The organism is Streptomyces sp. NPDC087215, assembly GCF_044744885.1.
In the GTDB taxonomy this organism is placed as follows: Bacteria; Actinomycetota; Actinomycetes; order Streptomycetales; family Streptomycetaceae; genus Streptomyces.
In genome coordinates, this window is sequence record NZ_JBIUZD010000011.1 from 146,548 (window position 1) to 163,907 (window position 17,360).

10 protein-coding genes are annotated in these 17,360 nt (G+C 75.7%); 6 read left to right on the forward strand and 4 right to left on the reverse strand.

Features of this window, described 5'->3' with window-relative positions; genetic code table 11:
* Positions 1 to 33: 33 nt before the first annotated feature.
* Entirely contained in the window at positions 34 to 468 is a 435-nt protein-coding gene (locus ACIO92_RS25520) for a DUF2000 domain-containing protein (RefSeq protein ID WP_366442607.1), read from the forward strand.
* A gap of 119 nt (positions 469 to 587) precedes the next feature.
* Here ACIO92_RS25520 and ACIO92_RS25525 read toward each other — a convergent pair whose 3' ends face one another.
* On the reverse strand, positions 588 to 2,201 hold the full coding sequence (locus ACIO92_RS25525) for a PLP-dependent aminotransferase family protein (RefSeq protein ID WP_402058934.1): 1,614 nt from the start codon (positions 2,199 to 2,201) through the stop codon (positions 588 to 590).
* A 141-nt stretch (positions 2,202 to 2,342) separates the two neighbouring features.
* On the opposite strand from ACIO92_RS25525, the gene ACIO92_RS25530 reads away from it, so the two are divergent.
* The 3 genes from ACIO92_RS25530 (at position 2,343) to ACIO92_RS25540 (ending at position 7,957) form a co-directional block, all read left to right on the forward strand.
* Positions 2,343 to 3,593, forward strand: a complete 1,251-nt coding sequence (locus ACIO92_RS25530; protein WP_366442605.1) for a Tm-1-like ATP-binding domain-containing protein — start codon at positions 2,343 to 2,345, stop codon at positions 3,591 to 3,593.
* An 89-nt stretch (positions 3,594 to 3,682) separates the two neighbouring features.
* On the forward strand, positions 3,683 to 4,516 hold the full coding sequence (locus tag ACIO92_RS25535; RefSeq protein WP_366442604.1) for a phosphoenolpyruvate hydrolase family protein: 834 nt from the start codon (positions 3,683 to 3,685) through the stop codon (positions 4,514 to 4,516).
* Between the two features lie 96 nt (positions 4,517 to 4,612).
* Positions 4,613 to 7,957 (forward strand): AAA family ATPase, encoded by a 3,345-nt coding sequence (locus ACIO92_RS25540; protein ID WP_402282936.1) that lies wholly within the window; start codon positions 4,613 to 4,615, stop codon positions 7,955 to 7,957.
* On the opposite strand, the gene ACIO92_RS25545 is transcribed toward ACIO92_RS25540, so the two are convergent.
* Both ACIO92_RS25545 and ACIO92_RS25550 read right to left on the reverse strand, forming a co-directional pair.
* Positions 7,939 to 9,669 (reverse strand): serine/threonine-protein kinase, encoded by a 1,731-nt coding sequence (locus ACIO92_RS25545; RefSeq protein ID WP_402282934.1) that lies wholly within the window; start codon positions 9,667 to 9,669, stop codon positions 7,939 to 7,941. The genes ACIO92_RS25540 and ACIO92_RS25545 overlap by 19 nt on opposite strands.
* Complete coding sequence (locus ACIO92_RS25550) at positions 9,666 to 11,600, reverse strand: hypothetical protein (protein ID WP_402282932.1); 1,935 nt, start codon at positions 11,598 to 11,600, stop codon at positions 9,666 to 9,668. Before ACIO92_RS25550 ends, ACIO92_RS25545 begins: the two co-directional genes overlap by 4 nt.
* A 464-nt stretch (positions 11,601 to 12,064) precedes the next feature.
* Here ACIO92_RS25550 and ACIO92_RS25555 point away from each other — a divergent pair, with 464 nt between their 5' ends.
* Together ACIO92_RS25555 and ACIO92_RS25560 are read left to right on the forward strand one after the other, a co-directional pair.
* Positions 12,065 to 14,125: a SpoIIE family protein phosphatase gene (locus ACIO92_RS25555; protein ID WP_401238869.1), complete on the forward strand. Its 2,061-nt coding sequence runs from the start codon at positions 12,065 to 12,067 to the stop codon at positions 14,123 to 14,125.
* A gap of 661 nt (positions 14,126 to 14,786) precedes the next feature.
* Positions 14,787 to 16,673, forward strand: coding sequence for an APC family permease (locus ACIO92_RS25560; RefSeq protein WP_402283013.1), 1,887 nt, complete (start codon positions 14,787 to 14,789; stop codon positions 16,671 to 16,673).
* A gap of 94 nt (positions 16,674 to 16,767) precedes the next feature.
* Here ACIO92_RS25560 and ACIO92_RS25565 read toward each other — a convergent pair whose 3' ends face one another.
* Positions 16,768 to 17,229, reverse strand: a complete 462-nt coding sequence (locus ACIO92_RS25565) for a hypothetical protein (protein WP_402282930.1) — start codon at positions 17,227 to 17,229, stop codon at positions 16,768 to 16,770.
* Positions 17,230 to 17,360: the final 131 nt, after the last annotated feature.

Here is a 17,360-nt window from a genome sequence, read left to right on the forward strand (position 1 = left end):
ACGCCCCGGGGCCGTCACCGGCAGCCTCGGGGCATGAACACCACCGACCACGCGCCCGTGCGCTTCGACACCAAGATCGCCGTCCTGCTGCGGGAGGACCTGGAGACCTGGCAGCGGCTGAACGTGACCGCCTTCCTGGTGAGCGGGCTCGGCACCCTGCTGCCCGAGGTGATCGGCGAACCGTACGCGGACGCCGACGACACCCCGTACCTCCCGATGTTCCGTCAGCCCGTCCTGGTCTTCGAAGGCAGCGGGAAGACCCTGGTGACGGCGCACGGCCGCGCGCTCTCCCGCGCGCTCCCCACCGCCCTGTTCACGACGGACCTCTTCACCACCGGCAACGACCGCGACAACCGGGCCGCCGTCCGCGCGGTGGCCACGGCGGACCTCGACCTCGCGGGCCTCGCCGTGTACGGACCCCGCAACGCCGTCGACAAGGTCCTCAAGGGCGCCCGTATGCACCCCTGACGGCCTTCCGCGCGCCTCTGGCGCCGAGGGCGGGGCCGGGGAGCGGGGCCGGGGAGCTGCGTCCCCTGCCCGCTCCGCGCGCGTCGCCGGGGACGACCCACGCGCGCGGAGCCCGCCCCTCACCCGCGCGCCCGCTCCGCGCACTCCAGAAGCACCGGCAGGGCCGCCGCCAGGGCGTCCGTCCCCCGCGCGTACGGCAGCCGGAGCCGGTCCCGGAAGCCGTCCACCGGGGAGAACGCGGAGCCGGGCACCACCGACACGCCGTGCCTGCGGGCCAGCTGGGCGAGCGCCTCCGTGTCGGTCCCCGGGACCCGTACCCAGAGCGCGGGCCCGCCCGCCGGCCGGGTCCACTCCCAGTGCGGCGCCCACGTCCGCAGCAGCGCCTCCGCCGCGTCCCGCTGCTCCCGCAGCGCGGCCCGGCGGTGCGCGCGTGCCTCCGGGAGCCGGTCCAGGAGCCGTACGGCGAGGAGCTGGTCCACCACCGAACACGACAGGTCCACCGAGGTCTTGATCTGCGCGAGCCGTGACACCACCTGCGGCGACGCACGGACCCAGCCCACCCGCAGACCGCCCCAGAACAACTTCGACAGGGTGCCCACGGTCACCGTCGAACCCATCGGCAGCTCCGCCACGAGCGGCACCGGAACCTCCTCGGCCCCGGCCCCCTCCCACGGCAGTCCGGGGCCCTGGAGCCCGGAGTCCTGGAGCCCGGAGTCCTTGAGCCCGGTGTCCTGGAGTCCCGCGCCCTGGAGTCCGGCCCCTCGGAGTCCGGTTCCCGGCCCCGGCGACCCGTCCGCCGCCGGGATCCCACCGGCCCCGTCCGGCCCCAGCGCGAGTTCGGCGCAGGCCATGTCCTCGACCGCGAACAGTTCCAGGTCCGCCAGGACCCGGCGCCACTCCCGGCGCGCGGCCCCGTCCAGACTCCGCCCGGTCGGGTTGTGCACCGTCGGCTGGAGGTACACCAGCCGGGGCCGCGCGTGCCCGACGAGCCGCCGCAGCGCCGCAGGACCGGAGCCGTCCGCCCCCTCCCCGCCCGGTCCGTCCCCGCCCACCGGGACCAGCCGGGCGCCCCGCGCGCGCAGTGCCTCCAGGGCGCCCCGGTAGGTCGGATCCTCCACGACCACCGTGTCCCCGGGCTCCACGAGGGCCTGCGCCACCAGCCACACCGCCTGCTGCGAACCCGCCGTCACCAGGATCTGCGCCGCCTCGGTCGGCACCCCCGCCGCCCGGTAGTGGGCGGCGATCCCCTCCCGCAGCGCCGGAAGACCGTACGGGTGGTAACCGTCCTCGCCGAGGAGCCCGCCGAGGTCGTCACGGGTCAGCGCGGCCACCTCCTCGCCCACCGCGCCGAGCCCCGGCAGCGCCCCGCTCGACAGATCGGCCGTGCCCGTGCCGTCGGCGGCGCGCGAACGGGCGTCGAAGCTCACGAGCCTGCCCTCGGTCACATACCCGTCGGGCGCCCCGGAGCCCCGCAGCCGCGAACCGCTGCCCCGCACGCTCTCCAGCCGGCCCGCGTCCTCCAGGAGCCCGTAGGCGGCCGTCACGGTGGACCGGCTCACCCCGAGCACCAGGGCCAGCTCCCGCTGCGAGGGCAGGACGGTGCCGCCCGCCACGTCCCCCCGCTCGGCCAGCTCCCGCAGGGCGTCCGCGAGCCGCCGGGGCAGCGGCCCCGGCCCCTCCGACGACCAACCGGTGAGAAGTCGGGACAAACGGGTCGAAGAAATCCTGGCCATGACATCCATGGTGCGCGAAGACGCAGGCCAATCCTGCCCGACTGGTCGTTGTCGCCCCGGGACCCCCGGCGGATGATCGACAGGGCGGGACCGGGCCGGGGATCCGGAGGACCGGACAGGGACAGGGAGATGGGTGAGGTCATGGCGACCGTCGTGCTGGTCGGCACACTGGACACCAAGGGCGAGGAGTACGCCTGGCTGCGCGAGCGGCTCAGGGAGTACGGCAGCGACGTCCTCCTCGTCGACACCGGGATCATGCCGCCGCCCGCCCACGCGCCGGTGCCCGACGTCTCCGCCGACGTCGTCGCACGGGCCGGGGGCCACGACCTCGCCGCGCTGAGGGCTGCGGGCGACCGGGGCGCGGCCGTCGCCGCGATGGCCCAGGGCCTCACCCGGGTCGTCGTCGACCTCTACCGCAAGGGCCGCCTCCACGCCGTGCTCGCCGCCGCGGGCAGCGGCGGCTCCGCCATCGCCGCACAGGCCATGCGGGCCCTGCCCATCGGCGTACCGAAGGTGCTCGTCAGCACGATGGCCGGGGGAGACGTCTCCCCGTACGTCGACAGCAGCGACCTCACCCTGATGTACAGCGTCGTCGACATCTCCGGACTGAACTCCGTCTCCTGCCAGGTCCTCGGCAACGCCGCCGCCGCGGCCGCCGGAATGGCCCGCCGCCACGAGCGCAACCACGACGAGCCCGCGGGCCGGGGGCGGCCGGTCGTGGCCGCCACCATGTTCGGCGTGACGACCCCGGCCGTCGACGTCGCCCGCACCCGGCTCGCCGAACTCGGCTACGAGGTCCTCGTCTTCCACGCCACCGGCGCGGGCGGCCGGGCGGTCGAGAAGCTCGCCAAGGACGGGATGCTCGACGGCGTCCTCGACCTCACCACCACCGAACTCGCCGACGAACTCGTCGGCGGAGTGCTCAGCGCGGGCCCGGCCAGGCTCACCGCCGCCGGAATGATGGGCGTTCCCCAGGTCGTCGCCCCCGGAGCCCTCGACATGGTCAACTTCGGTCCCGCCGCGACCGTGCCCGAGCGGTTCGCCGAGCGGCGGCTGCTCGTCCACAACGCCACCGTGACCCTGATGCGCACCACCCCCGGCGAGATGGCCGAACTCGGCACCGCGATGGGCCGCAAACTGCGCACCGCCCGGGGCCCGGCCGAGGTCTTCTGGCCCCTGCGCGGCCTCTCCGCCGTGGACGTGGCCGACGGGCCGTTCGAGGACCCGCAGGCGGACCGGGCCGGTCTGGACGCGCTCCGCGCCGCCGTCCGGGGCGGCGAGGTCCGCGTCCACGAGCTCGACGCCCACGTCAACGACCCCTCCTTCGCCGTCGCCATGGCCGACCGCCTCCACCGGCTGATCAGCGAGAAGGCGCGCGGCACCACGTTCTGAGCGACCGGCACCGGCTCAAGCACCGGCACCGGCACCGCGACCGGGAACGCACCGGAATCCCCCACCCGAGACACCGAGGAGTGACGATCGTGACCATCATCAGCCGCCAGGACGTGCTCGACCGGCTGCGCGCCCAGGTCGCCGCGGGCCGCCCGGTCGTCGGCGCCGGAGCGGGCACCGGCCTCTCCGCCAAGTGCGCCGAGGAGGGCGGGGTGGATCTGCTGATCATCTACAACTCCGGCCGTTACCGGATGGCCGGGCGGGGCTCGCTCGCGGGCCTCCTGCCGTACGGCGACGCCAACGCGATCGTCCAGGACATGGCCCGCGAGGTGCTGCCCGTGGTCCGCGACACCCCCGTCCTCGCGGGTGTCTGCGGCACGGACCCGTTCCGCCGCATGGACCTCTTCCTCGACCAGCTCAAGGCCATGGGCTTCGCGGGCGTGCAGAACTTCCCCACGGTCGGCCTCTACGACGGGACCTTCCGCGTCAATCTGGAGGAGACCGGCATGGGGTACGGCCTGGAGGTGGACATGGTCCGCGCCGCCCACGAGCGCGACCTGCTCACCGCCCCGTACGTCTTCGACCCCGAGCAGGCGGCCGACATGGCACGGGCCGGAGCCGACGTCCTGGTGCCCCACGTCGGACTCACCACCAAGGGAGCCATCGGCGCGGGCACGGCCATGACGCTCGACCAGGCGGCCGCCGCCGTCCAGGAGATGCACGACGCGGCGAAGCGCGTGAACCCCGACGTCCTGGTCCTCTGCCACGGCGGGCCGATCGCGGAGCCGGAGGACGCCCGGTACGTCCTGGAGCACACCACCGGGGTCGTCGGCTTCTTCGGTGCCTCCTCGATCGAACGCCTGCCCACCGAGCGGGCCATCACGGAGCAGACCCGCGCCTTCAAGGCCCTGACCGGCGGCTGAGGCCGTTGTCAGTGCCGTGCCGTACAACTGGGGGAACTGGTGAACGGAACGGCACGACCGGCCGTCCACCCGGACGACCGGACAGGGGGACGGCACGTGGACACTTTCGCGGACCCGGGGTGCGCCGACCGGGTGCCCTTCCTCGGCCGGACCGGTGAACTCGACCTGCTCGAAGCGCTGTTACGCGGCCGGGCCGGGGGAGCGGGCCCGGTGGCCGTGGACGTCACGGGCGAGCCGGGCATCGGCAAGACCCGGCTCGCCACGGAGTTCGCGTCACGGGTTCGAGGGCGCGGCACGGACGGACAGCGGGCCCCGCTCGTCCTCCACGGCCGTGCGGGTCCCGGCCCGACCGCCGACACGCCCTTCGGAGCCTGGGCCGACGCCCTGTCCGGGCTCGGCCACCACGAGCGGACCGCCCACCCGGAACTGGCCGCGCTGGCGGACCTCGTCGAGAGCGTGACGGAGAGCCCGGCGGCGGGTGACCACGGCAGCCGCCCGTGGGACGACGGGGACTCGGGCCTGGGCCCCACGGTGCGGGACGCCGGTTCCGGTCGTCTCCCCGAGCCGGCGCTGGTGCGCCGGATCGCCCATGCGGTCCGTGCCGTACCGGCCCCCGGACTCGTGCTCGTCCTCGACGACCTGCACCATGCCGACACCGCCACCGTCGCGCTCGTGGACCATCTGCTCCGGCACCCGCTCCGGGCGCCTGTCCTGCTCGTGCTGGTCCGGCGCGAGCGCCAGACCGCGCCCGCGCTCGCCGCGGTCCTCGCCCGGGGGACCGACAGCGGCTCCCTGGCCCGGCTCCCGCTCCGGCCGCTGGCGGCGCACGACGGGATCGAGGCGCTCGCCCCCGGTCTGCCGTCGGGAGCCGCCCGTGAACTCCACGCCACGAGCCTCGGGAACCCGCTCCACCACCGGGCCCTCGCACACCTCCGCCTCCGCCCGGACGAGACGCCCGGCACCGGCCCGGCGGTGGCGCTCCTCGACGAACTGACCGCGCTCACCCCGCCCGAACGGGCCGTCGTGGACGCCCTCGCCGTATTCGACGGGCCCGTGACCACGGAACTGCTGGCCACGATGACCGGCCTCGCCGCCACCCCGACGCCCGCGTCGGCCACCCCCCGCGGGGACACGCGGCCGACGCACGCCCCGGCGGACCGCCGGGTCGAGCGGCCGGGAGACCGGTACCCGGACCGCCCGGCACCGGACCTACCGGCACTCCTGCGGATGCCGACTGCCTCGACGGGGGACGGGCGCCCGCACCCGTCGCCGGACCGGTACGGGCCCGCCGAGACCCCGGCCGACCGGAACACGGCCCCACTCGCCGACCGGCCCACGCACGCGTACGGGGCGGCCGGACCGTACGAGGACCGGCCCACGGACCCCTACCGGGAGCCGGTGGGGGACACCGACGACCAGGTCCCGGGGCGGGCCGTCCCCCGCCCGGCCGCCCCCGGTCTCGACGACGTCCTGCGGGCCCTGGCCCGCAGGGACCTCGTCCGTGCCGCCGAGGACGGGCGGGCCCTCGTCCTGCGCCACCCCGCGCTCCCCGAGATCGTCCGGGCCGCGATCGACCCCTGGCACCGCGGGGAACTGCACCGGCGGGCGGCCCGTGCCCTGGCGGGGGCCGGGGCGCCGGTGACCGTACGGGCCCCGCACCTCGTCCGTGCCACCACGACCTGGGACCCGGAGGCCGCCGCCCAACTCGTCGACGCCGCCGAGCTGATCGACCCGGCCGACCCGGCGCGCGCCGCCGACTGGCTGGCCACCGTCCTCGCGCTGCTGCCCGACGCTCCCGGGCACCGGGCGGCCCGGCGGGACCTGACGTTCCGCCGGGCGCGGTCCCTCGCCTCGGCGGGCCGGACGACGGAGGCGCGGGACCTCCTCCACCTCGTCGACGCCCCCGGCCCCGGCGACGGCACCGACGGGCAGGACGCGGCAGAGCTGCGGATCGCCGCCGTCCTGCTCCGCGCCTCCGTGGAACGCCGCCTCGGCCACCACGCCGAGGCGGACGCGCTGCTCCGCCGGGAACTGGAACGGCCCCCCGGGCCCCTCCCCGGACCGCGGAACCGGCTGGTCGTGGAGTGGGGCTGCCGGGCCCTCTCCGCCGCCCGCTACCCCGAGGCCCGTCCGGCCGTCACCCGGACCCTGGAAGAGGTCCGGCGACGGCACGACGAGACGGGTACGGCGGAGGCCCTCACCCTGGCGGCCCTCGGGGAGGCGTACGAGGGGGCGACGGCCGCCGCTCGTACCCACGTCCGGGAGGCGGCCGCCCTCACCGACACCCTCACCGACGGCGAACTGGCGGTCCACGCGGAACCGTTGATCCGGCTCGCCTGGGCCGAGGCCTTCCTCGAGCGCTACCCGGCGGCCGAGCGCCACACGGACCGGGGCGCCGCGCTGGCCCGCCGGACCGGACGGCCCCTCGTGCTCTCCCAGCTCCTGCTCTGCTCCGCCTACGTCCACCTCCTGACCGGCAGGGTGGGCCGGGCCCTGGCCCTCGCCGAGGAGTCCCTCGCCGCCGCCCGCGCCCCGGGCGGCTTCGAACTCCTCGGCTTCACCCGGGCGATCCGAGCCGTCGTCCTGCTGCACGCCCGCCCGCTCGGCGACCCCGAACCGCTGGCCGCGGCCGAGGAGGCCGCCGCCACGGTGGGCACCGCGCGGGGCTGGTGGGCCACCCAGGCCCGCGCGCTCCTCGCCTACTCCGTGGCGACGGCACGGGACCCGCACCGGGTCCGAGAGGTCCTGCTGGACGCGGGCGGAGGCCCGGACCTCACAGGGCTCCAGCCCTCGCTGCGCCCCGCCTACTTCGAACTCCTCGTGGAGGCGTCCCTCGTGGTGGGAGACCTCGCGGAGGCCGAGCGCGCCGCCCGCCGGGCCCTTGAGGAGGCGGCCACGCTGGGCCTGCCGACGCAGAGCGCCGCCGCCGGACAGGCCTGGGGCAGGGTCCTCGCCCGGCGCGGCGAGCGGAGCGCCGCGGCGACGGCGTTCGCCGGGGCGGTCCGGGAGGGCGCCCGGTCCGGGGCGACGCTCCGGGAGGCGCACGGCCTGCTGCTCGCCGCGCCCAGGGTCCGGGCCGCAGGGGACGGCCCGCACGCGGCGGCCCTCTGGCGCCGGGGCCGTCGGCTGGCCGCGGAGGGCGGCGCCCGCCTCCTGGTGGACCTGGCCGACCGGACCCGACCGGACGCGCCGGACGGCACCGCGGGCTCCAGACTCGCCGCGCTCACCCCGCGCGAGCGCGAGATATCCGCCCTGGTGGCGGAGGGGCTGACCAACCAGGCCGTGGCCGAACGGCTCTGCCTGAGCCCCCGCACGGTCGAGAGCCATGTCGCCCGGGTCTACCGGAAGACGGGTGTGGAGACCCGGGCGGGCCTCGCGTCGCTCGTCGCCAGGGACCGGGCGGACAGCGTGGCCGAGAGGGATCAGTCCTTGCGGGGGTAGGTGGAGTTCACCCGCCCCTTGGAGTCGGCGTTCAGATAGGCGGAGCCGTACGAGTCGGACAGGTACACGCTGAGCCCCAGCGAGTTGCCGACGAGCGTCGAGGCCGGGACGAGGACGACGTACCGGCTCGTCGGCTTGTCCACACCCAGTTCCCTGTCGGCGCGCTTCAGGAGCGCGGGCAGGGCGTCCCAGTCGACGGCGTCGGGGTCCGCCGGGACCGCGCCGGGGAAGGCCGTGCCCGAACCCTGACGGACGGCGACGTCCTCGCCCCGGTAGACGTACCGGTCGTACCGCTTGGTGCTGCCCTTGACCAGGGACTCGGCGACCGCGTACTCCTGGTAGACGACGAATCCGGTGACCTTGGTCCCGCCCGAGGCCGCCTTCACGGCGGCGATGGCGGCGCGGACCCCGGCGGGCGTCAGAAGGTTCGGCTTCTCCGCCTCGTCCGTCCCCGCCGTCCTCGTCCCCGTGGGCGCCTTCGGCGCCGAGGGCCGCTGGGCCGTCGGGCCCGGCTGCGAAGCCGCCCCGCCCGGCCCGCTGCCGGGATCGGCCGGCTGCCACTGCCAGGCCATCGCCCCGACGGGGATGCCGACGGCCAGCGCCACGACGGCGGCGGCGCGCAACACCCGCCCGGCGCGCCCCCGTCGCCCCTCGCCGGTACGGGAGGACGAGACGGCCGCCGGGGTGGTCGCCGGAGCCGGGGGTCCGACAGCGGAGGACCCGGTCGCCGGGGCCGGGCCGGACGGGTCCGGCGCCGAAGGCAGCCGACCCGGGGGAGGAGCCAGCCGGAAGGAGGTGGCCCCGCCGGAGGCACCCGGGCCGCCCGTGGTCCCGGCGGGCGCCGGGGGCGCGGCCTCCCGGGGGCTCGGGCCCCCGGCGCCGCCGCTCGTCAGGGCCACTTCGGCGAGCGCCCGGTCGAGTTCCGCCGCGTCCGGGCGGGCGGCCGGGTCCCGTACGAGGAGACCGGTCAGGACCCCCGCCAGCGCACCGGCCCGGCGCGGCGGCGGCACGTCGTCGGAGAGGACCGCCGCGAGCGTCGCCAGGGTGTTCTCGCGGCGCAGCGGATGGGTGCCCTCGACCGCCACGTACAGGAGCATCCCGAGCGACCACAGGTCGGCGGCGGGACCGCTGCCGGCGTTGCCCCGGATGCGTTCGGGGGCCATGTAGTCGGGGGAGCCGATGATGGAGCCGGAGGCGGTCAGGACGGTGGACTCGCGGATCGCCGCGATGCCGAAGTCGGTGAGGACGGGCCGCCCGTCCGGCCGCAGGAGGACGTTCGCGGGCTTCACGTCACGGTGTTCGATGTCCCGTTCGTGGGCGGCCCGCAGGGCGGAGAGCAGCTCACGGCCGAGCGCGGCGGCCTCGGCGGGGGCGAGGGGCCCCCGGTCCAGCCGGTCCTGGAGGGACCCGCCGGTGACCAGTTCCATCACGAGCCACGGGTACGTTCCCTCACCGGCGTCCACGATGTGGTGGATCGTCACCACGTTGGGGTGGTCGATCCGGGCCAGGGCGCGGGCCTCGCGCAGGACACGGGCGCGCAGGGTCCGGGCGCCCTCGACGTCGTGCTCGGCCATCGCCGGGTCCGGCGGACGCACCTCCTTGAGCGCCACATCACGGTGGAGGGCCAGGTCGCGGGCCCGCCAGACCGTTCCCATCCCGCCACCGCCCAGCCGTTCCACCAGCTCGAAGCGGCCGTCGATCACTCTGCTCACACGCACCCCCGTCGGGTCCCCGGGGCGACGGCGGCCCTCGGCCCGACCCCGCCCACTTCGCCGTACACGTTCATCCGGTAGCGCCCCGCGGGCGCGTCGGTCCCGGGAAGATCTCGCGGTCCCGGCGGGAGACCGCCCCCGGCGGTCTCTTCGTCCGCGCTCCCGGTCCCGGGGCCCGGCCCGTTGCCGCCCCCGACCGTACTACCGTGCGAGACGGCCGCGTCGTGCTCCCCGTGCGTCCGGTACAGCTCGTCCGCCCGCCGGTAGGACCGAGCCGCCTCCTCCGGTGCCCCGGCCGCCCCGAAGGCCTGCCCGGCCCGTCGGTGCAGGGCGGCGGCGGGCCGTGGATCGTCCCAGTTCAGGGCCGTTTCGGCGGCGCTCTCGTACTCCATGGCAGCCCGGTGGGGCTCACCGAGCAGCAGGACGCAGCACGCGAGCAGAGCCCCGGCACGTACGCGCTCCGCCGAGTCGTCGTCCCCGGCCGACCCGGCCACCGCCCGCTCAAGGAACGCGACGGCCTCGCGGGCGCGCCCGCGCTCCATGTAAGCGCGCCCGAGCCCGAGTTGTGCGCAGGCCTCAAGCCGGGGGTCGGAACCGGCTCCGTCGGCGAGCCGGACGGCCTCCACGAGCAGAGCCAGCTCCTCGTCCGCCGCGTCGGCCGCCGGGGCGGACTCCTCCGGCGGGCTGTCCTGGACGGGCGGCGGGGCGCCGTTCTCCCTTCCGGCGGTCTCGGCCGGTGAGGTGTTCCGGGCCGGGGCGGTGGGGCCGTCCGGGCTCGTGACCTCGGGCCGGACGGTGGGGCCGTCCGGGTACGGAGCTTCGACCGGGGTGGTGACCTCGCCCGGGGTGGCGCCGCCGTCCGGGACGGTGACCTCGCCCGGGACGGTGGGGCCGAGCGAAGCCGGGCCCCCGGCCGGGGCCGTGGCTTCTTCCGCTGCCGTGGCCCCTCCCGGCTCCGGGCTCCCGCCGGGTTCGCCCGGCGGGAACGCACCCGGTTCGTCCCCGGTGGTCTTCCCGCCCTCCTCCCGTTCCCGCCGCGACGCGAGCGTCCGCGCGAGGGAGAGGAGGAGCCGTACGCGGTCGTCCGGCCGGAGCGGTGCCGTGGGCTCATCGGCGGCGAGCGCCGCACGGAGCAGCGCAGCCGCCTCCCCGTGGGCGCCGGTGGCCCGTAGTACGGCGGCGAGCAGCGGCTCGTGCTCGGCGGCGCACCAGGGCCGTCCCCCGAACCGGTGGCCCGCCACGGCGGCCCTCAGCAGGGGGAGGGCGGCGGGCGGATCGTCCGGCGCCGTGATCCGGCCCAGCAAGGCGCGCGTGTCGGCGAGGACCCGTGAGACGGCGGGTTCCGCCGCGTGCGGGGCGGCGAAGGCGACGAGCCGGGTGAGTTCCGCGCGGAGCACCGCCGCCTCGACGTCCGGGTCGGGAGCGGTGTCCAGCAGATCGGCGACGGCCCGGTCACGCGAGAGGCGCACCGTGACGGCCTCGGCGACGGAGGCGCGGCCGGTCGCGTGCAGGACGGCGGCCCGCTCGTGGAGTTCGTCGAGCGCGGCCCGCGCCGTTCCGCCCGGCTCGGGTCCCGCGAGCAGCGCGCGGGCCCGGGAGATGAGTGCCTTGCCGCGCTGACCGGCCTGTTCGTGCAGGTCGGCGGCGCGGGTGAAGAGCGGTCCCGCGATCGACCGCACCGGGCCCAGGCGGTCCAGCGCGGCCGCGTCCAGGGCGTCGGCGTGGTCCCCGGGAGCGAGGACGCCGTCCGTGCGGCGCAGGGCGGTCGCGGCCCGCTCCCAGGCGTCGGCGGCCCCGGGGTGGGCGTCGGCGGTGAGGCGCCGGGCCCGGTGGAGCAGTTCGTGCGGATCCTCCGGTTCGCCGGGGCCGCCGGGCCCCGGGCCGTACGGATGCTCAGAACGCGGGAAAGCGTCGGGTGAGCGGCTGCTCATGTGCGGTGCTCCGGCGGGTGGGGAAGGGACGAACGCAGAGGTCGGACCGACTGTCGCAGTCCGGGGCCGCCCGCACATCCGTAGAAATACGGAACCCTCGGAACCGGCCACTCCGAGCCCGGACGTCCGCCGCTCCGTCCCCGGCCCCTCCCCGCTTCGCGTGCTCCCCGCTCCCCGGCCCTCCATGCCTCCCGCGCCCCACCCACCCTTGCCCCTTCCCTTGCTCCCTGCCCCGCTCCCGTACCTCACCTCGCTTCCCCGGCCTCCGCCCCCGCTTCCCCTTCCGCCGACGCCAGCGCCCGTCCCACCCGTCCCCTCCGCCGCACCGGCCCGGCTCCGTGCCCCTTCGCAAGCCGATCGGCGGCACTGCGCAGGGCCCGTCGCCGGGTCCTCGGCTACGGTGATCCGGTAGGCGCCCTCCGGGGCGGGACCGATGCGTAGGTCGGATGCGTAGGTCGGATGCGTTGGAGACTCACCAGTCGTCGAGCGGGGTCCCGCAGCCGCCCCGGGCGGCCATGGGGGACGCCGGTGTGCTCCGGGAACTGCTGCCGATCGCCCTCTGGCGGGAGGACGCGGACGGCCGGATCGTCGAGTGGTCGCTCGCCGCGCAGGACCTGCTGGGGCACCGGCCGGAGCACGTCCTGGGGCGGCTCGCCACCCCGCTGCTCGTCCCCGACGCCAACCGCGAACTCGCCGACCGGCTCACCGACCGCGTCCAGGCGGGCGAGACGATGGTCGGCACGCTCCCGGTCCGGCACCGCGACGGGCACGTCATCGCCATGGAGATGTGGATCGTCCCGGCCACCGACCCGGACGGACGGCCGGGCGCGATGCTCATCGCCGTGGAGACCTCCGAGGTCCTGCGGATGCGGGAGAACCTGGCGGCGATGGAGAGCCTGTTCACCCAGTCGCCGATCGGTCTCGCGCTGCTCGGCCCCGACCTGCGGTTCCTGCGCGTCAACGACGCCCTGGCGCGGATGAACGGGGTGACGGCCGCCGGGCACGTGGGCCACCGTCTCACCGAGGTCGCGCCAGGGGTGAACGCCGACTCGCTCGAAGCCCTGATGCGCCAGGTCCTGGAGAGCGGGCACGCGGTCGTCGACGCCCGCCGGGTCGGCCGCACCCCCGCCGACCCCGACCACGACCACATCTGGTCCTGCTCGTACGCCCCGCTGGTGGACCGCGCCGAGCGGCGGTCCCTGGGGATCATCGCCTCCCTCGTCGACATCACCGAGAGCCAGGAGGCGCACAGCGAGGTCGAGCGCGCCCGGCACCGGTTCGCACTGCTCGCCGAGGCGGGCGCCAGGATCGGCACGACCCTGGACCTGGGGCTGACGGCCGAGGAGGTGGTCCGCTTCCTCGTCCCGCAGCTCGCCGACTCGGCGGACGTGCAGATGCTGGAGTCCTTCCTCACGCCGGACGACTCGGCCGCCTCCACGCGCGGGGTGCTGCGCAGGCTCGCGGCCCGGTTCCCCGACCCGACGGCCCCCACGTCCGTCCTCACGCCGGGGCAGACCTTCCAGCTCCCGCTGGACTCCGCGTACGAGCAGGTCGTCGCCCGGGGGCTGCCCACCAGCCTCTACCCGTCCGACCTCCCGGCGCTCTTCGACGGTCCGGGCGGGGAGGCGCTCCGCACCTACTTCGCCGCCCGTACGGGTTCCGCGCGGCTCGTGCCCCTGGTGGCCCGGGGCAAGGTGCTGGGGGCGGTCACCGTGACCCGGCTGCGGACCCGGGAGGCGTTCGACGCCGAGGACCGCGTCCTCATCGACGAGGTCGTCGCCCGAGCCGCCCTCAACATCGACAACGCCCGGCTCTACACCAACCAGCGCGAGGCCGCCCTCACCCTCCAGCGCAGCCTCACCAACAGCGCGCTGCCCGATGTCGACGGGCTGGAACTCACCGGCCGTTATCTGCCCGCGAGCGCCCATGACGTCGGCGGAGACTGGTTCGACGCCATCGCGCTGCCCGGCGGCAGGACCGGTCTGGTCATCGGGGACGTCATGGGGCACGGTATCCACGCGGCGGCCGTCATGGGCCAACTGCGCACGGCTGTGAGGACCTTGGCCCGGCACGACATCCCGCCCGTCCGGATGCTCAGCTCGCTCGACGCGGTCGTCGCCGACCTCGGCGAGGACACGATGGCGACCTGTGTGTACGCGGTCCACGATCCGGCGGACGGCGGCTGGACCATCGCCCGCGCGGGCCATCCGCCGCCCGCCGTGGTCACCCCGGACGGCGTCGTCACCTTCCTCGACGGACCGCCGGGCACCCCGCTGGGCACCGGAGCGCACGACTTCGGCGCGGAGACGGTGGGGCTTCCGCCCGGAGGGCTGCTCGTGCTCTACACCGACGGTCTGATCGAGGCCCGCGACCGTGACCTCGACGAGGGGATGCGGCAGCTCGGCCGGGCGCTCCGGCACCCGGACCGCCCCCTGGACGCGCTGTGCGACGACATCCTGAGCCAGCTGCTGGCCGCACCGGCCCAGGACGACGTGGCGATACTGCTGGCCCGGACGGCACGCTGAATCCCGTACGGACACCGATCCCTCAGGGGCGCCGCCGGGGAGTACGGTCCTTCCGGCGTCGGCCGCTGTCCTCGCGGGGGCGCCGCCGCCCCGCACCGGCCACCGGCCCCATACCGCGGCTACCCGGCCCCTGCGGGCCGCCGCCCCCGTAAGGGCTGTGGACCTCCCCGGGGTTCGACCTTCCCCGTAGGGGCCGTTGTCCCTCACCGCGCTCTCCCCCTCCGTACGCACCCCATGTCGGAACCGCCCGGCCACCCCGCCCTCGGTCACACTGCGTGGTGTGACGGATGTGCGAAGGAGTGGTGCGGAGGCCTCGGCGGGGCCTCCGGGGCCGGCCGCCGAGTCGACCGTGCTGGCGGCGGAGCAACTGCGGGCGCTGCGGAGCGTGGGGCGCGAGTGGGGCCGGGTGTCGGCCGCGCCGGACGTGTGGCGCCGGGCCCTGCCGGTCGACCCCGACCTGGGCCGGTTCCCGCCCCTGGCGCAGATCCGGCCCGCCCGGTTCGGGAGGCTGGTCCGGGTCCCCGAACTCGGGGCGGACACGGCGGGGGAGCGGGTGGACACCGAGGAACCCGCGAGGGGACGGCTGGGGCGGGCGGCGGCGCGGGCGCGCCGCGTGCTGCTGGGCGCGCCCCTGAAGAGTTCCGCCGTCGTCACGGAGCGGATGCGCAAGCTGCTGGCGCTGCCCGTGCTGTCCGCCGACGCGCTCTCGTCGGTCGCGTACGGCCCGGAGGCGATGCTCGGGGTCCTCGTCCTGGCCGGTACGGCGGGCCTCGCGTACGCCTTCCCGGTCGCCGGGGCCATCGTGTTCCTCATGCTCGCGGTCGGACTGTCGTACCGTCAGACGATCCGGGCGTATCCGCACGGCGGCGGCTCGTACATCGTCGCGAGCGACAATCTGGGCAGGATGCCCGGTCTGGTCGCGGCGGCGGGCCTGATGACCGACTACATCCTCACCGTGGCCGTGTCGATCGCCTCCGGGATCGCGGCGATCACCTCCGCGCTCCCCTCGCTGACGCCCGCGACGGTACCCCTGGGCGTCGGGGTGATCGTGCTGCTCCTCGCGGGGAACCTCCGGGGGATCCGGCAGGCCGGGGCGCTGTTCGCCGCCCCCACCTACGTCTTCGTCGCCGCCATGTTCGCGCTGATCGCCTACGGTCTGGCCGACGCCGCGGGCCGGGACTTCGCACCGGTTCCCACCCCGGTGCCGGGCGTCACCGAGACCGTGGGACTGCTGCTCGTCATGCGGGCCTTCTCCTCGGGCGCCACGGCCATGACCGGCATCGAGGCGATCTCCAACGCGGTCCCGGCGTTCAAGCCCGTCGAGTGGCGCAATGCCCGGACGACCCTGACCTGGATGGTGACGCTCCTCGTCGTCATGTTCGCGGGGATCGTGGTCCTCATCCATCTGACCGGTGTGGTGCCCAGGGAGCAGGAGACCATGCTCTCCCAGCTCGCCCGGCTGAGCTTCGGCACGGGATGGATGTACGTCGTCGTCCAGGCGGCGACCGCCGCCGTCCTGCTGCTCGCCGCGAACACCGCGTACAACGACTTCCCCCGGGTCCTGTCCCTGCTCGCCCGCGACGGTTACGCGCCCCGGGTCTTCATGCGTCTGGGCGACCGGCTGGCCTACAGCAACGGGATCATCCTGCTGTCCCTGGCCGCCGCGCTCGTGTTCGTGGCGTTCGGCGGGCTGACCGGGGCGCTGATCCCGCTGTACGCCGTCGGGGTCTTCCTCGCCTTCACGCTGTCGCAGACGGGGATGGTCGTCCACTGGTGGCGGCTGCGGGACCGGCACTGGCGCAAGAGCCTGTTCTTCAACGCCACCGGCGGGCTGCTCTCGGCGGTCGTCTTCATCACCGCGGGCATCAGCAAGTTCACCTCCGGCGCGTGGGTCGCCGTCGTCGCCGTCGTCCTGTTCCTCCTGGTCACCACCTGGATCCGGCGTCACTACGACGCCGCCCGCGCGGCCCTGCGGCTGCACCCGCACCTCGTCGAACTCCCCACGGCGGGCCCGTGCGGCCCGCTGCCGGTGCCACCCATGACGCCCGCCACCGGGCACAGCCCGACGCCGGAGCGGGAAGAGGGAGCACCGGAAGGGGGTGCCGGAGCCCCGGAACCGGGCGGTGAGGACGAGGAGCTTCCGGAGGAGATCCGGCACCTCTCGGTCGTCGCGCTCGCCGCCCTCGACCTCGCGGGTATGCGCACCCTCGCCTACGCGGCCTCGCTCCAACAGCCCGTGCTCGCCGTCCACATCGGCCTCACGGAGGAGGAGGGCAGACGCTTCCGCGACTACTGGACCCTGTGGGGCGACCATCTGCCCCTGGAGGTCGTCGTCTCGCCCTACCGGGCCGTCGTCGCCCCCCTCGTCCACTACATCGAGGCGCTGCACCGGCAGCACCCCGACCTCACCGTGACGGTGATCCTCCCCGAGATCGTCACCAGGCGCAGGCGTCACCAGTTCCTGCACAGCCGTACGGCCACCCGGCTGCGCCGCGCCCTCCGCCCCCTGCCGAAGATCGTGATCACCACGGTGCCGTTCCACCTGTAGTCCGTCAGCCCGTACGGGAGTCAGTACCGGAGTCCAGTAGTCCGCACCGGAGTCCGCACCGGAGTCCGTCCGCGACCCGTACGCGGGCGGGCGGTCACCCCCGGTGGTTCCGCCGGATCCAGTGCGCACGCCGCTGGTACCGGGCGACGGGAGGTGCTGCGGCGGCCGGGCCGGGATCCCGGCCGGGGCCGGGGTCCGCGCGGTGGTCGTCGGCTCCGGGCGGTTCCGGGGTCCGCGCGGCGGGCCCGGCGGCCGGGCCGTCCTCCGGCGGATGGAGCCCTTCCGGCGAGTAGACCGTTCTCGCGATGGTGTCGACGAGCTGCTCCTCGGTGAAGTCCTCGGAGCCGGGGACATGGGGGACGAAACCGATCAACACCCCGTCGCCGACGATCTCCGCGTCGAGCCCGGCGGCTCCGTCGACGTCCCAGAGCGCCTCGACCCCCTCGTCGAGCACCACCCGGACACCGAATTCGTACACCCCCGCCTCGACGACGTGGGCCATCACCCGGCGCCCACGGAGGGCCGCCGTCAAGCGAGTGGCACGTTCCGCGTCCATGGGGCCGCACCTTCTTCCTCCGGGAGACCACGCCCCGGAACGGCCCGACCGCTCGGTCCCGGAACTTCCCTGCCGCTGTCCAAAATACCCCGTAAAAGGCATCTGATCCTTTCATCCTTCCCGGTTGTTAT